The organism is Pseudoalteromonas sp. NS-SX12 (assembly GCF_057367955.1).
This window is the reverse complement of sequence record NZ_CM170634.1, coordinates 2,850,665-2,866,595: the sequence shown is the minus strand read 5'-3', so window position 1 is coordinate 2,866,595 and position 15,931 is coordinate 2,850,665. Positions and strand designations below refer to the sequence as shown.

The 15,931-nt window shown below is 40.9% G+C and carries 16 protein-coding genes; 8 read left to right on the top strand and 8 right to left on the bottom strand.

Translation table 11 applies throughout. The features are described 5' to 3' along the window. Window positions 1–212 precede the first annotated feature (212 nt). The 3 genes from AC2IOM_RS13305 to AC2IOM_RS13295 all read left to right on the top strand — a co-directional run bounded on the left by AC2IOM_RS13305 (window position 213) and on the right by AC2IOM_RS13295 (window position 1,935). On the top strand, window positions 213–638 hold the full coding sequence (locus tag AC2IOM_RS13305) for a hypothetical protein (RefSeq protein ID WP_395388389.1): 426 nt from the start codon (window positions 213–215) through the stop codon (window positions 636–638). Beyond that, window positions 625–1,095, top strand: coding sequence for a DUF4124 domain-containing protein (locus tag AC2IOM_RS13300; RefSeq protein WP_486358626.1), 471 nt, complete (start codon window positions 625–627; stop codon window positions 1,093–1,095). The genes AC2IOM_RS13305 and AC2IOM_RS13300 overlap by 14 nt, the downstream gene beginning before the upstream one ends. Window positions 1,096–1,170: 75 nt before the next feature. Next, window positions 1,171–1,935: a class II glutamine amidotransferase gene (locus AC2IOM_RS13295; protein ID WP_054978418.1), complete on the top strand. Its 765-nt coding sequence runs from the start codon at window positions 1,171–1,173 to the stop codon at window positions 1,933–1,935. A gap of 123 nt (window positions 1,936–2,058) precedes the next feature. Here the strand turns inward: AC2IOM_RS13295 and AC2IOM_RS13290 are convergent, their stop codons facing one another. The 5 genes from AC2IOM_RS13290 to cmoA all read right to left on the bottom strand — a co-directional run bounded on the left by AC2IOM_RS13290 (window position 2,059) and on the right by cmoA (window position 6,334). Then, complete coding sequence (locus tag AC2IOM_RS13290; protein WP_486358625.1) at window positions 2,059–2,799, bottom strand: DUF3108 domain-containing protein; 741 nt, start codon at window positions 2,797–2,799, stop codon at window positions 2,059–2,061. Then, the gene (gene purN / locus AC2IOM_RS13285) at window positions 2,762–3,400 is read right to left on the bottom strand and encodes a phosphoribosylglycinamide formyltransferase (RefSeq protein WP_486358624.1); all 639 of its coding nucleotides are present in this window, start codon (window positions 3,398–3,400) and stop codon (window positions 2,762–2,764) included. Before purN ends, AC2IOM_RS13290 begins: the two co-directional genes overlap by 38 nt. Beyond that, window positions 3,400–4,440, bottom strand: coding sequence for a phosphoribosylformylglycinamidine cyclo-ligase (gene purM, locus AC2IOM_RS13280; RefSeq protein ID WP_105171635.1), 1,041 nt, complete (start codon window positions 4,438–4,440; stop codon window positions 3,400–3,402). Before purM ends, purN begins: the two co-directional genes overlap by 1 nt. A 191-nt stretch (window positions 4,441–4,631) precedes the next feature. Further along, on the bottom strand, window positions 4,632–5,600 hold the full coding sequence (cmoB, locus tag AC2IOM_RS13275) for a tRNA 5-methoxyuridine(34)/uridine 5-oxyacetic acid(34) synthase CmoB (RefSeq protein WP_105171634.1): 969 nt from the start codon (window positions 5,598–5,600) through the stop codon (window positions 4,632–4,634). A gap of 11 nt (window positions 5,601–5,611) precedes the next feature. Continuing rightward, window positions 5,612–6,334 carry a carboxy-S-adenosyl-L-methionine synthase CmoA gene (gene cmoA / locus AC2IOM_RS13270; protein WP_486358623.1) on the bottom strand — a complete coding sequence of 241 codons (723 nt, stop codon included), beginning with the start codon at window positions 6,332–6,334 and terminating at the stop codon, window positions 5,612–5,614. 448 nt (window positions 6,335–6,782) lie between these two features. Between cmoA and AC2IOM_RS13265 the strand changes: the two genes are divergently transcribed. The 3 genes from AC2IOM_RS13265 (at window position 6,783) to AC2IOM_RS13255 (ending at window position 9,140) form a co-directional block, all read left to right on the top strand. After that, window positions 6,783–7,466: a DUF3334 family protein gene (locus AC2IOM_RS13265; protein WP_100913107.1), complete on the top strand. Its 684-nt coding sequence runs from the start codon at window positions 6,783–6,785 to the stop codon at window positions 7,464–7,466. A gap of 166 nt (window positions 7,467–7,632) precedes the next feature. Then, window positions 7,633–8,370 (top strand): hypothetical protein, encoded by a 738-nt coding sequence (locus tag AC2IOM_RS13260; protein ID WP_486358622.1) that lies wholly within the window; start codon window positions 7,633–7,635, stop codon window positions 8,368–8,370. A gap of 23 nt (window positions 8,371–8,393) precedes the next feature. Further along, window positions 8,394–9,140, top strand: a complete 747-nt coding sequence (locus AC2IOM_RS13255) for a zinc-dependent metalloprotease family protein (protein ID WP_054978426.1) — start codon at window positions 8,394–8,396, stop codon at window positions 9,138–9,140. An 18-nt stretch (window positions 9,141–9,158) separates the two neighbouring features. On the opposite strand, the gene AC2IOM_RS13250 is transcribed toward AC2IOM_RS13255, so the two are convergent. Further along, complete coding sequence (locus tag AC2IOM_RS13250) at window positions 9,159–9,689, bottom strand: M48 metallopeptidase family protein (protein WP_486358621.1); 531 nt, start codon at window positions 9,687–9,689, stop codon at window positions 9,159–9,161. Window positions 9,690–9,695: 6 nt separating this feature from the next. Then, window positions 9,696–10,544, bottom strand: a complete 849-nt coding sequence (locus AC2IOM_RS13245; protein WP_486358620.1) for a DUF72 domain-containing protein — start codon at window positions 10,542–10,544, stop codon at window positions 9,696–9,698. Between the two features lie 173 nt (window positions 10,545–10,717). On the opposite strand from AC2IOM_RS13245, the gene aspS reads away from it, so the two are divergent. Then, on the top strand, window positions 10,718–12,487 hold the full coding sequence (gene aspS, locus AC2IOM_RS13240; protein WP_010560446.1) for an aspartate--tRNA ligase: 1,770 nt from the start codon (window positions 10,718–10,720) through the stop codon (window positions 12,485–12,487). Between the two features lie 66 nt (window positions 12,488–12,553). Here aspS and AC2IOM_RS13235 read toward each other — a convergent pair whose 3' ends face one another. After that, window positions 12,554–14,404, bottom strand: a complete 1,851-nt coding sequence (locus AC2IOM_RS13235; protein WP_138633470.1) for a methyl-accepting chemotaxis protein — start codon at window positions 14,402–14,404, stop codon at window positions 12,554–12,556. A 409-nt stretch (window positions 14,405–14,813) separates the two neighbouring features. Between AC2IOM_RS13235 and AC2IOM_RS13230 the strand changes: the two genes are divergently transcribed. Further along, the gene (locus AC2IOM_RS13230; protein WP_486358619.1) at window positions 14,814–15,905 is read left to right on the top strand and encodes a DUF418 domain-containing protein; all 1,092 of its coding nucleotides are present in this window, start codon (window positions 14,814–14,816) and stop codon (window positions 15,903–15,905) included. The last annotated feature ends 26 nt before the right edge of the window (window positions 15,906–15,931 follow it).

The window sequence follows — 15,931 nt, the reverse complement described above, 5'->3', positions numbered from 1 at the left end:
TTATCCTTGTAAGAGGTCTGACCAGATTCTCTTTAAGATTAGCTTTTCAGTACAAGAGATTCAAGACAAATTATTGGTTTTTTGAGCGTACAAATGTGCACTCAAGCAGTCTATTAATTATAGCTAACCACATGAAATAGCTATGGCTTTCATAAAATAATTGTTAGTATTTTGTCAGTAAACTTATCTATTTGTGTTTAAAAGGAATTAACATGCTTTCGGTCATCCATGACAAGATTAATTCATCAGCGTTCATTTCAATTAAATATGCACTTGGCTTATTTATTGGTATTGCAAGTATTTTGCTAATAGTGGCTTTTGTTCTTGGCTATACTGATTTGCCATTAGGAAATTATATGCACGCAAATGGTTTGATGTCTTATGCGTTTGGTATGTTGTTTGGCGCGGTAATTTCAGCGGCTGCCATTTGGTTTCTCTCAAAAATATTAAAAATTAGCGAAGTTTCAGTATTTTGCTTGTTATCTATACCTGCATACTTTGTTCTACTTTCACTGCCAAGAGAAGCGTCAACAGTATTAATTGCTTTGGTCACGAGTTTGTTTACGTGGGCTGGTTTTTTATTTCTTGATAATAAAGCAATGCTTGAATACCGAGAGCTTGAAGATGAAACGATTTAGTTATTATGTATTTACGCTATTAGCAATCGCAATTATTGGGCTGTTTGTTATTAAATTACCAAACGGCGAAACTGTATTTTCTGTAAATGATCTACTGGATTCAGTGAAGCGTGTTAAAACAATTATTCCTAATGACATTGAATTGCCAAACATCAGCACTACGCAGAAAAAGCCGGTGAATGTGTATATGTGGGTTGATGAAAAAGGCGTTACACATTATTCAGATATGCCAGTAGAAGGCGCTAAGCAAGCCGAATTACCTGAGCTTACGGTGCTACCTGCCGAAAAAGTTGAATGGCCAGAGACACAGTCGCCAGGTAATCAAACGCGCAAACACAAAGATACCGATAAAAGTTATTTCGAGCGCGTAAATACGCTTAAAACAGATGCTGAGCTTGCTAAAAAGCAACTTGAAATGCGCGCAAAACAACAACAAAAAGTACTCGATAATCTCTAATAGATAGCCTTTAGATTACTTTAACTCAGTTTAGATTATGGTTAGAATTAACTAAATTTATTATGGGGTTGTGCAATGTGTGAATTGCTCGGCATGTCAGCGAATGTGCCAACGGATATTTGTTTTAGCTTTTCAGGTTTATTAGAGCGTGGCGGTAATACAGGGCCGCATAAAGATGGTTGGGGCATTACTTTTTATGAAGGTAAAGGATGTCGTACTTTTAAAGACTCTGAACCTAGCTGCACGTCTGAGATTGCCAAATTAGTAAAAGCTTACCCAATAAAAAGTTGTTCGGTAATAAGTCATATTCGTCAGGGCAATCGCGGTCGTGTGTGTCTTGAAAATACGCATCCCTTTACGCGTGAATTATGGGGCAGAGAGATCACCTATGCGCACAACGGACAACTTTCGAACTATCAAGACCTAAAGCCCGACTTTTACAAGCCTGTGGGCAATACTGACAGTGAGTTGGCGTTTTGCTGGATTTTAGATGAAATTCGTAAAAAATACCCGAAGAAGCCAAGTGATATGAAACCGGTTTTTCGTTATGCAGCAAAATTAGCAATTCAGCTGCAAGAAAAAGGCGTGTTTAACATGCTACTCAGTGATGGTGTATACGTATTAGCGGTGTGCTCGAACAATTTACATTGGATCACGCGTAAAGCACCGTTTGGCGAAGCGCGTTTAATTGATGCAGATATGATTGTTGATTTTAAAACAGAAACCACACCAAATGACATCGTAACGGTTATCGCAACCAGGCCACTTACCAATAATGAATCGTGGCACAAAATGAGCGGCGGTGAGTTTGTATTATTTAAGCTAGGCGTGCCAGTATAGTCTCTATTGATTCTCATTTTGTCGATGAACACACGTTATTCACTGCGTCGTTTTTTAATCGACATAAATGAATTAAAAAAGCAGCGAATGGTCGCTGCTTTTTTGTTTTAAATAGATTCAAAATTACTTTTTAACTTCGTAACTCTTTAGTTGCACATCAAATTGCTCTACGCCTTTTTCACCTTTCCACATACGTACTAATAGGTAATCCATGCTTGGCGCAAACCATGCTAAGGCTTGGCGTTTATCGCTGTTGTAAACGCGTTTAGCTTTGATTGTTTCGACATTACCATAAGGCAGTGTAATGGTTTCTGTGCCTAATATTTCAAACTTATAGTGACGAGCTTTCCCCTTTTTATCGACGATAGGGTAATCAAATACCTTTTTCCCTGCCATTAAATCCAAGCGCATTTTCGCTTGATAAGTCATTAAATCTTGCACGCCAGTTTCCCAGTTAATTTCAAGCGGGTACTTTGAGCGATTCGACATCACTTGCTTTTTGTCGTGATTGAAATTTAATGTGTACTTGCGATCAGGGCCCGTTCCGGTACGTTCCATCACGTAGCTTAGCGGCTTTATATCACCATTCGCACAATAAAACTCGGCATGTTCGGAGCGTTTATCATTGAAAATCATCCATTTGATATCGCTTTTATAACTTAACTCACAGCCTTGCTCTGACACATTTAGGCGGCGAAATGCACTGCCATGACGTTCACCTTGGCGTAGAATATCGTATTCAGCTTGATATGAATGAAGTTGTGTTGGTGTTGCCGAAATAAATGGCGAGAAAAGGGCGCTGGTAAGTACCGCACCCATAAGAAATTTAGATTGTAGCGCCTTGCTTTGGAAGAACCTGGCCATCAAGAACTGCATTATCTGTTTCCATTGTTAGTCGTTTTTCACAGAACCACTGAACCACCAAAGGATAAATAATGTGCTCTTGTTGGTGAACACGTTGGGCTAACGTTTGCGCTGTATCGTCCGACTCAATAGCAACTTTGGCCTGCAAAACAACAGGACCGCCGTCTAACTCTTCGGTAACGAAGTGTACGCTAACTCCATGCTCTTTGTCTTTTGCGTCCAATGCTCTTTGGTGGGTATTCAGACCCTGGTACTTAGGCAACAAAGACGGGTGAATGTTCAACATTCTTCCTAAATAATTTTGCACTAAGCTAGGAGTTAGGATACGCATAAAACCAGCTAATACAACTAGATCTGGACTAAAAGCGTCAATTTTATCCATTAACGCTGTATCATAGTCTTCACGGCTATCAAATGCTTTATGGTCAAGCACAAGCGTTTCGATGCCGGCATTTTCAGCGCGGGTAAGGCCATAAGCATCTGGGCGGTTAGAAATAACCGCACAGATTTCACCATTAATTTGACCCGCTTGAACCGCATCAATAATGGCTTGAAGATTCGAGCCGCTACCAGAAATTAAAACGACGATTTTGCTAGTCATTAGATAATTTCTACTTGCTCTTCGCCTTGGCTAGCAGCTTGGATTTCACCAATGTGCCATGCATCTTCGCCTTGTGCCTTTAAGATTTCTAAGCTTTGCTCAAGCTTATCTGCAGGCACAACTAAAATCATACCAACACCACAGTTAAATGTACGGTACATTTCGTGTGTTTCAATGTTACCGTTTTCTTGTAACCAGTTGAAAACAGCAGGCCATTGCCAGCTATCACCTTTAACCACTGCTTTTGCAGACTCAGGTAATACACGTGGAATGTTTTCCCAGAAACCACCGCCTGTGATGTGTGATAGCGCGTGAACGTCAACATCTTTTAGAAGTTCTAAAATTGATTTAACGTAAATACGCGTTGGTTCCATTAGGTGCTCGCCTAATGTTTTGCCTTCAAACTCAGCATTTGTATCAGCACCAGACACTTCCAGTACTTTACGGATTAATGAATAACCGTTTGAGTGTGGACCGCTTGATGCAAGCGCGATTAGTTGATCGCCTGCAGCTACTTTAGTGCCGTCGATGATTTTTGATTTCTCAACAACACCGGTACAGAAACCAGCCATATCGTAGTCATCACCTTCGTACATGCCAGGCATTTCAGCAGTTTCACCACCGATAAGTGCACAGCCAGAAAGCTCACAACCTTTACCAATGCCCGTTACTACGTCAGCAGCAACATCAACGTCTAGTTTACCTGTTGCGTAGTAATCTAAGAAAAATAGTGGCTCAGCACCTTGAACGATTAAATCGTTCACACACATAGCAACTAAGTCGATACCAACTGTATCGTGCTTTTTAAGGTCAATTGCTAAACGTAATTTAGTACCAACACCGTCGGTACCTGCAACAAGTACTGGTTCTTTGTAGCCAGTTGGTAGTTCACAAAGTGCGCCAAAACCACCAATGCCGCCCATTACTTCTGGACGACGAGTTTTTTTAACTACGCCTTTGATACGTTCAACTAATGCGTTACCAGCGTCGATATCTACGCCTGCATCTTTATAGCTTAAAGATTGTTTCTGTTCGCTCACGGAAATTCCTTAACGGTTGCATGTGGGTTGCATAAAAAATTGCGCGCATTTTACCTGATTTCGTGCGTTGCTACCACATTTATTGCAACTGGATGAGGACATTTGTCCAAGAAGTTTAAAGAAGTGTAGGGTGTGGCTCTCAAGCAAACAAATAATCGCTTGCTTGAGAGTAACTTAGACTGAGAGAGCGCTTAGGCTTCGGCAATTAAGATGGCACGAAGCGGAGCAGGGTAGCCCTCGATGGTTTTGTTTACATCATTTGGATCAAGAAAATCCGCCAGTGACTCAGTGGTCATCCAATCGGTCTTACGCTGTTCTTCAAGTGATGTTTGATCATTGTCTACCACACGTACATTTTTAAAACCAACGCGCTCTAACCACAAGGTTAATGCAGCGGTGCTAGGGATGTACCAAACATTACGCATTTTTGCGTAGCGGTCAGTTGGCATTAGTACGGTATTTACGTCCCCTTCAACCACTAAGGTTTCAAGCACTAACTCACCGCCTGGGCGTAACTGTGCTTTCAGTTGTGATAAGAAATCAATCGGTGAGCGACGGTGATATAACACACCCATCGAAAATACCGTATCAAACGCTTTTAGTTCAGGTAATTGCTCTACGCCTAACGGTAAAAGATGCACATTAGGGTCTGGATTAAAGTGTTTAATCGCTTGGAATTGACTTAAAAACAGATCTGATGGGTCAATACCCACAACAAACTCAGCACCTGCGCCGCGCATACGCCATAAGTGATATCCCGAGCCACAACCGATATCCAGTACGGTACGATTGGTTAAATCTGAGATATGCGGCAATAGACGATCCCATTTCCAATCACTGCGCCATTCAGTGTCAATATGCAAGCCATGAATAGTAAAGGGGCCTTTACGCCAAGGCATCATGCGTTTTAGCAAATGCTCAAGCTGTTTAGTATGACCTTCACTTAGCTCAGATGCTTCACCAAACTCAACTTTATCTTGAATGTTAATGTGCTTGGTATTTGACTCAGGTAAATTTTTAAGTACTTTTTCCCATTTAGGCCAATCGCCATGTTGCGCTTCGCGTTGCCAGTGGCTAAGCTGCGCTGGCAGTGTTTCTAACCAATGACTTAATGGTGATTTTGCAATTGCTGCGTAAAAGTCAGTAAACCAGTTATTCATTTCTAAACCTATTATTTAATTGCAATCATTGAGCAGAAGTTAAAACACTGGTACCACACTTGGGTATGTTGAAAGCCAATCTCTGATAGGCGCTCAAAATGTGCATTGAGTGTTTCTGGGCGCATTACATTTTCAATTGCGCTGCGTTTTTGACTTATTTCAAGCTCTGAGTAACCGTTGGCACGTTTAAAATCGTGGTGAAGGTCAATCAGCAAATCATCCACTAAGGTATTTTCACCTTTAATTTTTTCACTCAGTAGTAACACACCACTGGGTTTTAAGCCTTGGTAGATTTTTTCTAACAAGGCAAAACGCTGCGGCTGAGGAATAAACTGCAACGTAAAGTTGAGCGCCACCACAGATGCATTGCTTATTTCAATTTCGTTGATATCGGCTAATTCAACTGTGACAGGTACATCTGAACGGAAGCCCTCAAGGTGAAGTTTACAGCGCTCAACCATTGCCGCAGAATTATCAACCGCGATAATTTGGCAATTTTGTTTGTCGATATTACGGCGCATGCTCAGCGTTACCGCGCCAAGCGAGCTGCCTAAATCATATAAATTGGAATTGTTTTGCGCATATTGTCCCGCAAGCTTGCCCATTGTGCTTACAATGGTTGCGTAGCCAGGCACAGAGCGCTGGATCATGTCTGGAAATACCTCAACAACGCGTTCATCAAAGGTAAAATCTTTAACCGCTTGTTGGTTTGCGTAAATATTGTCTTTACTCACTTGCGTGATCTCTCAAGCTTTTAATCGGCATATTTTACGTTTTTTCTCGTCATTAGTCAGTGCCTTCACACAATCATTAATTAAAATTTTGATGTTTTTAGTAAAATTTAGTTTTCTCTTTTGTTAATTAGGTGTAGTTTGCTGTCTATACTCAATATAGTTGCAGTTCTAGGGTCTGTTGACCTTTCAAGTTCGTTTTTGCAGCAGTTTGATTGGGTTTTATACAAGGCAGAGGCTGCGTGGCATAGTTATTCTATGTGAGTCAGCCGATAACACAGTAGAAAACCCAATCAAGCACTGCCGAACGGTTCTTTTGAGCGCACTTTTCTCATTGTTGCTCGATATTAGCTTAGATTGCTAGGCCACACATCGAGCGCCGCGATAAAAGCACGCTCAAAGAGAACAAAAATAGAACAGCAAAGATCAACAGACCCTAGGCAGAGTAAGAATGAGAAAAAATAATACAATCAGTACCGAAGATATTTTAGCGACCTTGTGTAAATCCGTAACCGAAGTGCTGTCAGCGGCAACCAACAATAAAATCGCCTATTCTGCGATGGTGCAGAAAATAACACGCACCTGTATGCGCCCCGATATCGGCTGCTTTGTGCTGTTTGACGGTGGCTTTACTGGTCTTGTTGTGAAAAACTTCACCGCGCAAGCTGCGATGGAAATTTATGGCGACTATATGCGTAATATGGGTATGCCAGAAAGTGAGATTGCTAAGAGCCACTTATCAGACGACGTATCAAATGTGCTTGGTGAACTTATGAACCAAGTTGTCGGTGATTTTACCAATAAGGTACGTGAGCAATTACATACATCCATTACGCAGAACCAGCCAAAAATGATGGCAATTAATAAGCAAGTTCAAATCTCTGTTGATACCACCATGGATAGACCGCAAGCACGCCGCGTTACGTTTACCACAGAAGATCAAAATATCTTCTACCTAGAACTCGCAATGGATAAAACCGAGTTTATCAAACTGCATGATTTTGATATTGCTGAAGCTGTTGATCCAGACGATATTATTGCCAGTGAAAAAGCAAAGCCAACAAAAAAAGCTGAAGTAAAATCATCGGCAAACGATGATATTGATGACGACTTTATGGCAGACCTTGGTTTGTAAAACCTTTTCCCAATTTATTAAGGCCTCATTTGTGAGGCCTTTTTTGTATCTGCAGCTAAATCATTGTTCCTCATAATAAACTTAGTAAACAACTGTTAACAGGTGGTTGTTTATTGGTCATTTCTTTAATATTTTGTACCCAAAATAGAAAATGAAAAAGTAAGTTATGAAAATTAAAGTCGTGATTTTAATCCTTGTGTCTCTAATTGTGGGTGCTGCCTATTTATACGGAATATCTGATGAGCACACGCAGCGTGCTCAGCAAGTTGAGTCTGTGGTTGTTGCCACAGAACAGCCAAGCGAATTAGTGCTCGCCGCTGGCACTTTAGGGGCAGGAAAAGACGTTACCACGGATGAAATAGAAATCACAGTTCAGCCAGCAAAGACACAAGGGGCCGATAATTCTGAGCAAGCAAAAAATCATTACAGCAATATCATCAAATCGTCGCCAGAAGCAAAACATTTTTTAGCCGATGCAGGGCTTATTCCTTCGGATTTAAACGGTGAGCACTATGTTGAATTTGATCTCGACGCGTTACGGGCGCTTGAAGAGGGCAATACGTTTGATATGGCAATACCACAAACGGCTGAAGAATTTTCAGCGGAAGTCACTAAGGTAACGGTTTTTCCCAATGGGGATAAAAGTGTTCATGCCTTAGTGGTGGGAGGCGATGGGCGTTTTCATAATACCGTGCTGACGGTTGGCAGTGACGCGCTTTACGGCCAATTTACAGTACCGTCGGGTAACTATGCATTTGAATCTAAAAATCAGCATGGTTGGATAGCCGCTAAACGTGATCTTTATAAAAATCATGTTGAGCATATGCCAAACCAAGGTGATAGCGATGGCCACACGTCATCACATAATCATGACCCCATTTCGGTGGTCGATAATGGCAAATAAGCCAATCTAAAAGGGAAATCAAAATGAAGAAAATGGTAAAATCGGCTGCAGTAGCGGCAGCCTTACTTGCGTCTAACGCTTATGCAGCAACAATTGATATTGCAGTGTTATACACAGATGAAGCAGCGCGTAAAACGGGTAACATTAACACTAAAATCAACCAGTTAATCTCGTTTTCAAATCAAGTATATAGCCAAAATGGCAATAACATTACGTTACGCTTAGTAGGCTCTTCGAGTATTGGTAATGTCAGTGCACAACCAACGGAAGGTATGCTACGTTCATTAACAAACAGTTCAAGCATTCAAAATTACCGTAACCAAACACGTGCAGATATGGTTGCATTACTGGGTACTAGTCAAGCCGTTGGTGATAATTCGGGTTTAATTTCATGCGGTATTGCGTGGGTTGGTCAAGGCAGCAACGGTCGCTTATATAATTCGTCAAGTGATCTAATGTATAGCATTACAGCGGTAGATTGTGGTGCCACAACCTTTGTTCATGAACTTGGCCATAATATGGGATTAGCGCACTCACGTAAGCAAGGTGATACGCGTGGTGGCGTGTATGTTGATGGCATGGGTCATGGCGTACAAAATGTATTTGCTTCTATTATGGCGTATCCGCATGTGTTTGGTAGTGCAACACAGTACGACTATTTTTCTAACCCAAATTGGAGCCTTGGTAGTTACCCGTATGGCGTAACAGGCCAATCATACGCGCACAAAACGGTAAATGCTGTGCGCGACCAAATCGCTAGCTTTAAATAATTTTTTAAAGCATCCCTGTTAAGGAGAGTAAAAATTCTCTCCTTTTTCACACAACACCATAAACAATCGCAGATCCAATTCACATTCAAAATAGTTTGCTTGCATATGGCAGCATAAGTTGTAAAAGCTTTTGTTATGGTCTTTTTCTTTAAAATGCGCGAGTTCATGAACGACTAACGCTTTCAAAACCTCTAAAGGCGCATATTTTAATTGATTTGCCACCGCAATATGGTGCTGAGCTTTAAGCTTTTTACCGTGTGCGTGTCGTTTAAAGGTGTGCGTACCAAGTGCATTGAGCACCAAGTCTTTTCGCTTTTCATACTTTACCGAGTCCAACTTTGCGGCATTTTTCAAAAACTGTTGTTTTAGCGTATTGGCATATTCATAAAGCGCTTTTTCAGAATTATATTGATGGCCGCTTGGGTATTTTTTCTTAAAGTATTGTATTAACTTACCTGAGCTTATCAGGGCGTTAACCTGCGCTCTTATTGGCTCAGGGTAACCGTTAAAGTAATTCATGTACGGTGAGGTTTTATCGATTGCTGACATAAATACCTAAAATAAGTCGTTTTGTTTTGCTTCTGTTTGCGCAGGAAAAGGCGCTAACACATTGTGGTTAAAGCCACCATCTTGGCAAAATTGACGGGCAAGTTGGGCTGAGTCGTGGTTGTCGGCAGTATGAAAAAATACATACGGTGTTTTACCTTCACTTTGCCATTGTTTTATTTTTTTGACCCAAGGCGCATAAAAGGCGTGATTGTTTTTTAATGTCGAACAACCAACAAAACGTATAATCGGCTTTTCTCCGGTTGCGATAACATTGACAGGCACGCGTGGTTTTTTATTTTGCGCATCAATAATCGCATCTGTATTAGCAGGCTCAGAAAAAAGTGCTCGGGTATCCATTATAATGCGGTCAACATTGTGACGCATGAGTAGCTGATTAAAATGCTTTTCATTGTCGTCTTTTTGGAAAAAGCCAAGGTGTCTTACTTCAATGGATAATGGAATGTGCTTTGGCCAAATTTGAATAAATTGCTCAATTCGTGGCATATAAGCGGGCGAACATGATTTGGGCAACTGCAGCATTACAGAACCTATTTTAGGTAGTAAGGGTTCAAATAAGGTGAGCCAACCTTTGAGGTCTTGATTTATGCCTTCTAGCGCCATTTGATGCGAAATACGTTTCGGTATTTTAAAGGTAAAGCGAAATTCATCACCAGTGCTTTGATACCAGTTATTAATTGCTGTTGGCGTAGGGTCGGCGTAAAAGCTGGTATTGCCCTCAACAGTATTAAAAATTTGGGCATATTGCGTAAGCATTTCACTATTTTTACAGTGGCTTGTGAACACTCGACCTTTCCAGTGGTTACTGGACCACTGTGGGCAACCTAAATACAGCATTTAGAAAATTATTTAATGAGCAATTTTTGTAGTTTATCAAAGACGGAATTTACTCTCTACACTCGCAATTTTAAAGCGCTTAAGTATAATTGGCGTTTATTTTTTAGTGATGACTAATTTCGAGCCGATTATGCGCTCGAAAAATTGATAAGTCTTTTACGGACAGGATAGATATGCGCTCTATATATTGCGGACAAGTAAATAAATCAAACGTAGAACAAACGGTCGAACTGTGTGGTTGGATCAATAAACGCCGTGACCTAGGTGGCTTAATCTTTATCGACTTACGCGACCGCGAAGGGTTAGTGCAAGTGGTATTTGATCCAGACGTTGAAGGCTTAATGGATACTGCTAACCAGTTACGTAACGAGTTTTGTGTAAAAGTAACGGGTATTGTACGTGCTCGCCCAGAAAGCCAAATCAACAAAGATATGGCGACAGGTGAAGTTGAAATTTTAGGTAAAGGGTTAGAGATCATTAACCGTTCAGAACCTCTACCACTTGATTTTAATCAGCAAAACTCTGAAGAAATGCGTTTGAAGTATCGCTATTTAGATCTTCGTCGTATCGAAATGAGTGAGCGCATTAAGTTACGTGCTAAAGCGTCGTCATTTGTTCGTCGTTTCTTAGACGATAACGGTTTCTTAGATATTGAAACGCCTGTACTTACTAAAGCGACTCCTGAAGGTGCACGTGACTATTTAGTACCAAGCCGTGTACACAATGGTAGTTTTTACGCATTACCTCAGTCACCACAGCTGTTCAAACAGTTATTAATGATGTCGGGTTTTGACCGTTACTATCAAATTGTTAAGTGTTTCCGCGATGAAGACTTACGTGCTGACCGTCAGCCTGAATTCACTCAAATCGATTTAGAAACGTCATTTATGAGCTCTGACGAAGTGCGCGCAATGACTGAAAAGCTGATCAAAGATATGTGGCAAGAGCTACTAAACGTTGACCTAGGTACATTCCCAACCATGTCGTACGCAGATGCAATGCGTCGTTTTGGTTCAGATAAGCCAGACTTACGTAACCCAATGGAATTAGTTGATGTTGCGGATTTAGTTAAAGACGTTGAGTTTAAAGTTTTCTCAGGTCCTGCTAACGATGAAAAAGGTCGCGTAGCGGTACTTACTGTGCCAGGTGGCGCATCGCTTTCACGTAAGCAAATTGATGAATACACTAAGTTCATCGGCATTTACGGTGCGAAAGGCTTAGCATGGATGAAGGTGAACGACCTTGCAGCTGGCGTTGAAGGCGTACAATCACCAATTGCTAAATTCTTAAATGAAGAGGTGATCAGCCAATTACTAGAGCGCACTAATGCGCAAACAGGCGACATCATTTTATTTGGTGCTGACAAGCGCAATGTTGTTAACGAAGCAATGGGCGCGCTTCGTCTGAAAATTGGTTTAGATCTTGAAATTACTGACCTAACTAAGTGGGCACCACTTTGGGTTGTTGATTTCCCAATGTTTGAAGAAGACGATGAAGGTACACTGCACGCGGTTCACCATCCGTTTACTGCACCAAAAGACGTTTCTGCGGCTGAACTAGAAGCAAACCCAGCAGCAGCGATTTCAGATGCATACGACATGGTACTTAATGGCTACGAAGTAGGTGGTGGTTCTGTTCGTATTCATAACAATGATATGCAACAAGCGGCATTCCGCATCTTAGGTATTGAAGCGCAAGAGCAAGAAGACAAGTTTGGCTTCTTACTTGATGCACTTAAGTACGGTACACCACCACATGCAGGTTTAGCATTTGGTTTAGACCGTTTAGTCATGTTGCTATGTGGCACTGAAAATATCCGTGACGTAATTGCGTTCCCGAAAACAACGCAAGCATCATGTTTATTAACAAATGCACCAAGCGTTGCAAACCCAGATGCACTGGTTGAACTAGGTGTATCTGTGGTTGAGGCGGCTGACGAGTAATCGTTACCAAATCTAAAAAAAGGCGCACGTTAACGTGCGCCTTTTTTGTTTGCTTGCAAAGGGAAACTAAACGGTAAAACGCGCGACATCTTGCTTCATATTTTGCGCATCGGTTTCAAGTGCATGACAATTTTGACTGTTTTCGCATGAATCAATAAACAATTGTTCAGCCGAAACAGAGATATTTTCGGTTGCACTTTCTACTTCCTTCACTGTGTACATTTGTTCTTGTGTGGCACCTGCAATTTGAATAACGCGATCCCGAATGGCATCGAGCGATTGTTTATTGCGATCCATACTTTCCCTCGCAGTATCAAGAGAGTCGTTCATTTCGCTGGTGAGACTTAAACTTTGTTCCATTGCCTGTTCAGAACGAACCACTAGATCTTGCAATGTTTTAATCATTTTTCCGATTTCTACTGTTGATTGCTGTGTGCGTTTGGCAAGCGTTCTTACTTCATCGGCAACAACGGCAAATCCTCGGCCTGTTTCGCCGGCACGTGCAGCTTCAATTGCGGCATTAAGTGCGAGCAAGTTGGTTTGCTCAGTGATATCACTTATCACGCTCGTTACCCCTTCAATTTCGCGACTTGATAGGGTTAATTCACTCATAATCTCGCTGGTGGATTCTACTTGTGACTTTAACAATCCCATATTGGTGTGTGTTTGGCTCATTACATCAGTGCCTTCACGCATATCTTGTTCCGCTTGCTCTACACTTGCCTCTACGTCAACACTGCTTTGGGCAATGAGTTCAACGGCTTTAACCAGTTCTGACACCGCTTGTTTGACTGCGAGCGTATTATTTTTTTGATCTTCAATTGCGGTTTGCGAACGTAAACTTAACTCGGCAGAGTGGTGTGCGCCTTTTTCTACGGCTTCACCTTTATGCTTAATTTCACGCACTATTTCTGCTGTGGTATCAATAAACTCGTTAATGCTATCGGTAAATTCTGACAATTCATCTTCACCGTCTAGTTCAATGTGTTGGGTTAAATCGCCATTGCCGTGGCTAATATCTGCCATTTTTTCATTGGCACTGTGTAGGCGATGAATAATGCGATAAGTTTGCCACAATAAAATAATTGAAATAACCACTGTGATAAGTCCAGACACCATTGCGCCTTGTTTTTTACTGACTTGCAATGTGTCGGAAATTTCAGCGTTAATGCCCGTTGTTAATTGGTTGAGCGTGGATTCTACTTGGTGAATGCTGCCTCGTAATGCACCGCGTAATCCTTCTTCTTCTGATAAACCTCGCTGTTTTAATGCATCAGCAAGGTTTGCTGCGGCATTTTCGAAGTTTGCAAGGGTGGCTGTGGCGCTTACGGTGTTATAAGTAGTGAGATAGGTTTTGACCGTGCTTAGTTTTTCTTGAGCTTGATTTTTGGCCGCAATATCTAACGATGATTGAAAGTCGTTTTCAAGTAGTACAAGCCGTACCATAGAGCTTATTGCATTGGTGTCGCCCGTTGTTAGCACCGCTTCTTTTAATTGGGTTTCGGCTAAATTGAATGCCTGTCGCAATCCTTGATCTTTTGTTAAGCCAATGCGCTTGTCGAGTGCCACTAAGGTAAGAAACTGAGTTTCGTATTGTTCGATTAAATCGTGAGTATCGCTAAGTTGTAGCTTTAACGATGGAATGGTATCGAGTGCGTTGTGTAATGCATGGATATTTTGCTTAATTAACACAATGCGCTGATTAAACTTATCAACATACTTTTCGTTTTTACGCAGTAAAAAGTCTTTTTCATGACGTCGCAACATCAACATGTTGTTGCTCAACTCTTTACTTAGCGCTAGTTCGCTTCCGAGTTCTGCCATTTGATTTGTTGAATACCAAATAAGACTCGCCATTACTGCCATTGCTAAAATAATTAGCGCCGATAGTGACAAAAATGATCGTTTGATAGACATGAACACTCCTTATTCATCAGTAGAATTGCTCGTAATTTAGTACGATATTTAACTATCAATAATGCTAGGATCAGTTTTTAATTCTTGCCACAAAAATGTCATATTAGCGGCTTTTTATCTTGCTCTAATAATTGAACCGAGCGAATAAATCACCTTTATCAAAGCTAATAGATTTCAAATGGCGAATAAGTTTGTTAACCCGCGTTCAGGTAACATAGGGTGTTTCCATCGCGCCATTGGAAATATGAGAAGTTCGCACATCACTGCGTATTATTGTTTTGATACGGACAGCTATGAGCGTGTGATTGTTATCCTTTAATCTCGCCGTTTATCATTTAAAACTTTACCAACAGTTACTTGACGCTCACTATGGCTGCGTTTTTAGTTTTCTCGAATGTAGGTTGTATGTATGCCACGTATTAAAACGCTTGATGTGCTGAGAGGTTTTGCTGTGTTGGGTATTCTGTTTATGAATATTTACTATCATAGCGTTTTTGAATTAGGTTATGTGCCGCTTCAAGTTACACCGCTTAGCGATAATGTGATTGAGGTGATAAATGCCTTTTTTATTGATGGTCGTTTTAGAGCCTTATTTTGTTTATTGTTCGGTGTAGGCTTAGCTATTTTGTATGATAAGCATGGTCAAGACGATGCCCTTACGTTGTTAAAGTCGCGTTTAAATTGGCTTCTTATTTTTGGCTTTATCCATAGTGTGTTTATTTTTTCTGGCGATATTTTGGTTAACTACGCACTAGCAGGGTTGATTGTGTATCGGGAAATAGGCAGTAGCCAAGAAGTTCTCTTAAAAAAAGCAAAAACTTATTTTGCTATAGGCTTTTCATTAATATTGCTGTTTGCGTTAATCCCAAACGAACCCATCTACCGCAATAGCGATGAATATTTCGAAATTATTAACACTTGGCAATCAGGTTATGGTGAGCAATTAATTCAGCAAATTGTGTTTACCATTATTATGTTTGTGTTTAGCTGGGTGTGTTTTATTTGGATTACCGCAGGCATTATACTGTTTGGTGTTTATTTATATCGCGCCGATTTTTTCAATACGGGTTTATCAACAAAGCAATTGCTTGCATCTTTATTGGTGGTGATAACCATATCGAGCATCGACGCGCTGCTGCGTGTTAATTATGTTCACTTGGTTGAACTCACTATGTCCATTGCCACATTTTCAGGACTAGTGTGTGCGTTAATGTATTGCCATGTTTTTATTAAGCTAAATGAAAAGCTTACCGTATTAAACAGTATTTTTGCGCCTGCGGGACGTATGGCATTTTCGCTTTATATTTTGCAATCAATCGTATTTGCGCTCTTCTTTCGCTACTTTTCACCTGAATTTGTGCATAGTGCAACGCGTTTAGACTATATCTACTTGTGTTTAATATTCTCAGTTTTTCAGCTGGTATTTGCGTTTTTCTATTTAAAACTTTTCAAGTCAGGTCCAATAGAGTGGCTTTGGCGCAAAGCATATAGCGCAAAATAAGTTAAATTTTGTGCAACTGTGCGCAG

Bases quoted from the DNA above. Each gene is read 5' to 3' on its own strand.
- AC2IOM_RS13250 (WP_486358621.1), bottom strand. From the start codon at position 9,689: ATGTCAGCAATCGATAAAACCTCACCGTACATGAATTACTTTAACGGT.
- AC2IOM_RS13235 (WP_138633470.1), bottom strand. From the start codon at position 14,404: ATGTCTATCAAACGATCATTTTTGTCACTATCGGCGCTAATTATTTTA.
- AC2IOM_RS13245 (WP_486358620.1), bottom strand. From the start codon at position 10,544: ATGCTGTATTTAGGTTGCCCACAGTGGTCCAGTAACCACTGGAAAGGT.
- AC2IOM_RS13265 (WP_100913107.1), top strand. From the start codon at position 6,783: ATGAGAAAAAATAATACAATCAGTACCGAAGATATTTTAGCGACCTTG.
- AC2IOM_RS13290 (WP_486358625.1), bottom strand. From the start codon at position 2,799: ATGGCCAGGTTCTTCCAAAGCAAGGCGCTACAATCTAAATTTCTTATG.
- AC2IOM_RS13260 (WP_486358622.1), top strand. From the start codon at position 7,633: ATGAAAATTAAAGTCGTGATTTTAATCCTTGTGTCTCTAATTGTGGGT.
- AC2IOM_RS13255 (WP_054978426.1), top strand. From the start codon at position 8,394: ATGAAGAAAATGGTAAAATCGGCTGCAGTAGCGGCAGCCTTACTTGCG.
- purN (WP_486358624.1), bottom strand. From the start codon at position 3,400: ATGACTAGCAAAATCGTCGTTTTAATTTCTGGTAGCGGCTCGAATCTT.
- cmoB (WP_105171634.1), bottom strand. From the start codon at position 5,600: ATGAATAACTGGTTTACTGACTTTTACGCAGCAATTGCAAAATCACCA.
- AC2IOM_RS13295 (WP_054978418.1), top strand. From the start codon at position 1,171: ATGTGTGAATTGCTCGGCATGTCAGCGAATGTGCCAACGGATATTTGT.
- AC2IOM_RS13300 (WP_486358626.1), top strand. From the start codon at position 625: ATGAAACGATTTAGTTATTATGTATTTACGCTATTAGCAATCGCAATT.
- AC2IOM_RS13230 (WP_486358619.1), top strand. From the start codon at position 14,814: ATGCCACGTATTAAAACGCTTGATGTGCTGAGAGGTTTTGCTGTGTTG.
- AC2IOM_RS13305 (WP_395388389.1), top strand. From the start codon at position 213: ATGCTTTCGGTCATCCATGACAAGATTAATTCATCAGCGTTCATTTCA.
- aspS (WP_010560446.1), top strand. From the start codon at position 10,718: ATGCGCTCTATATATTGCGGACAAGTAAATAAATCAAACGTAGAACAA.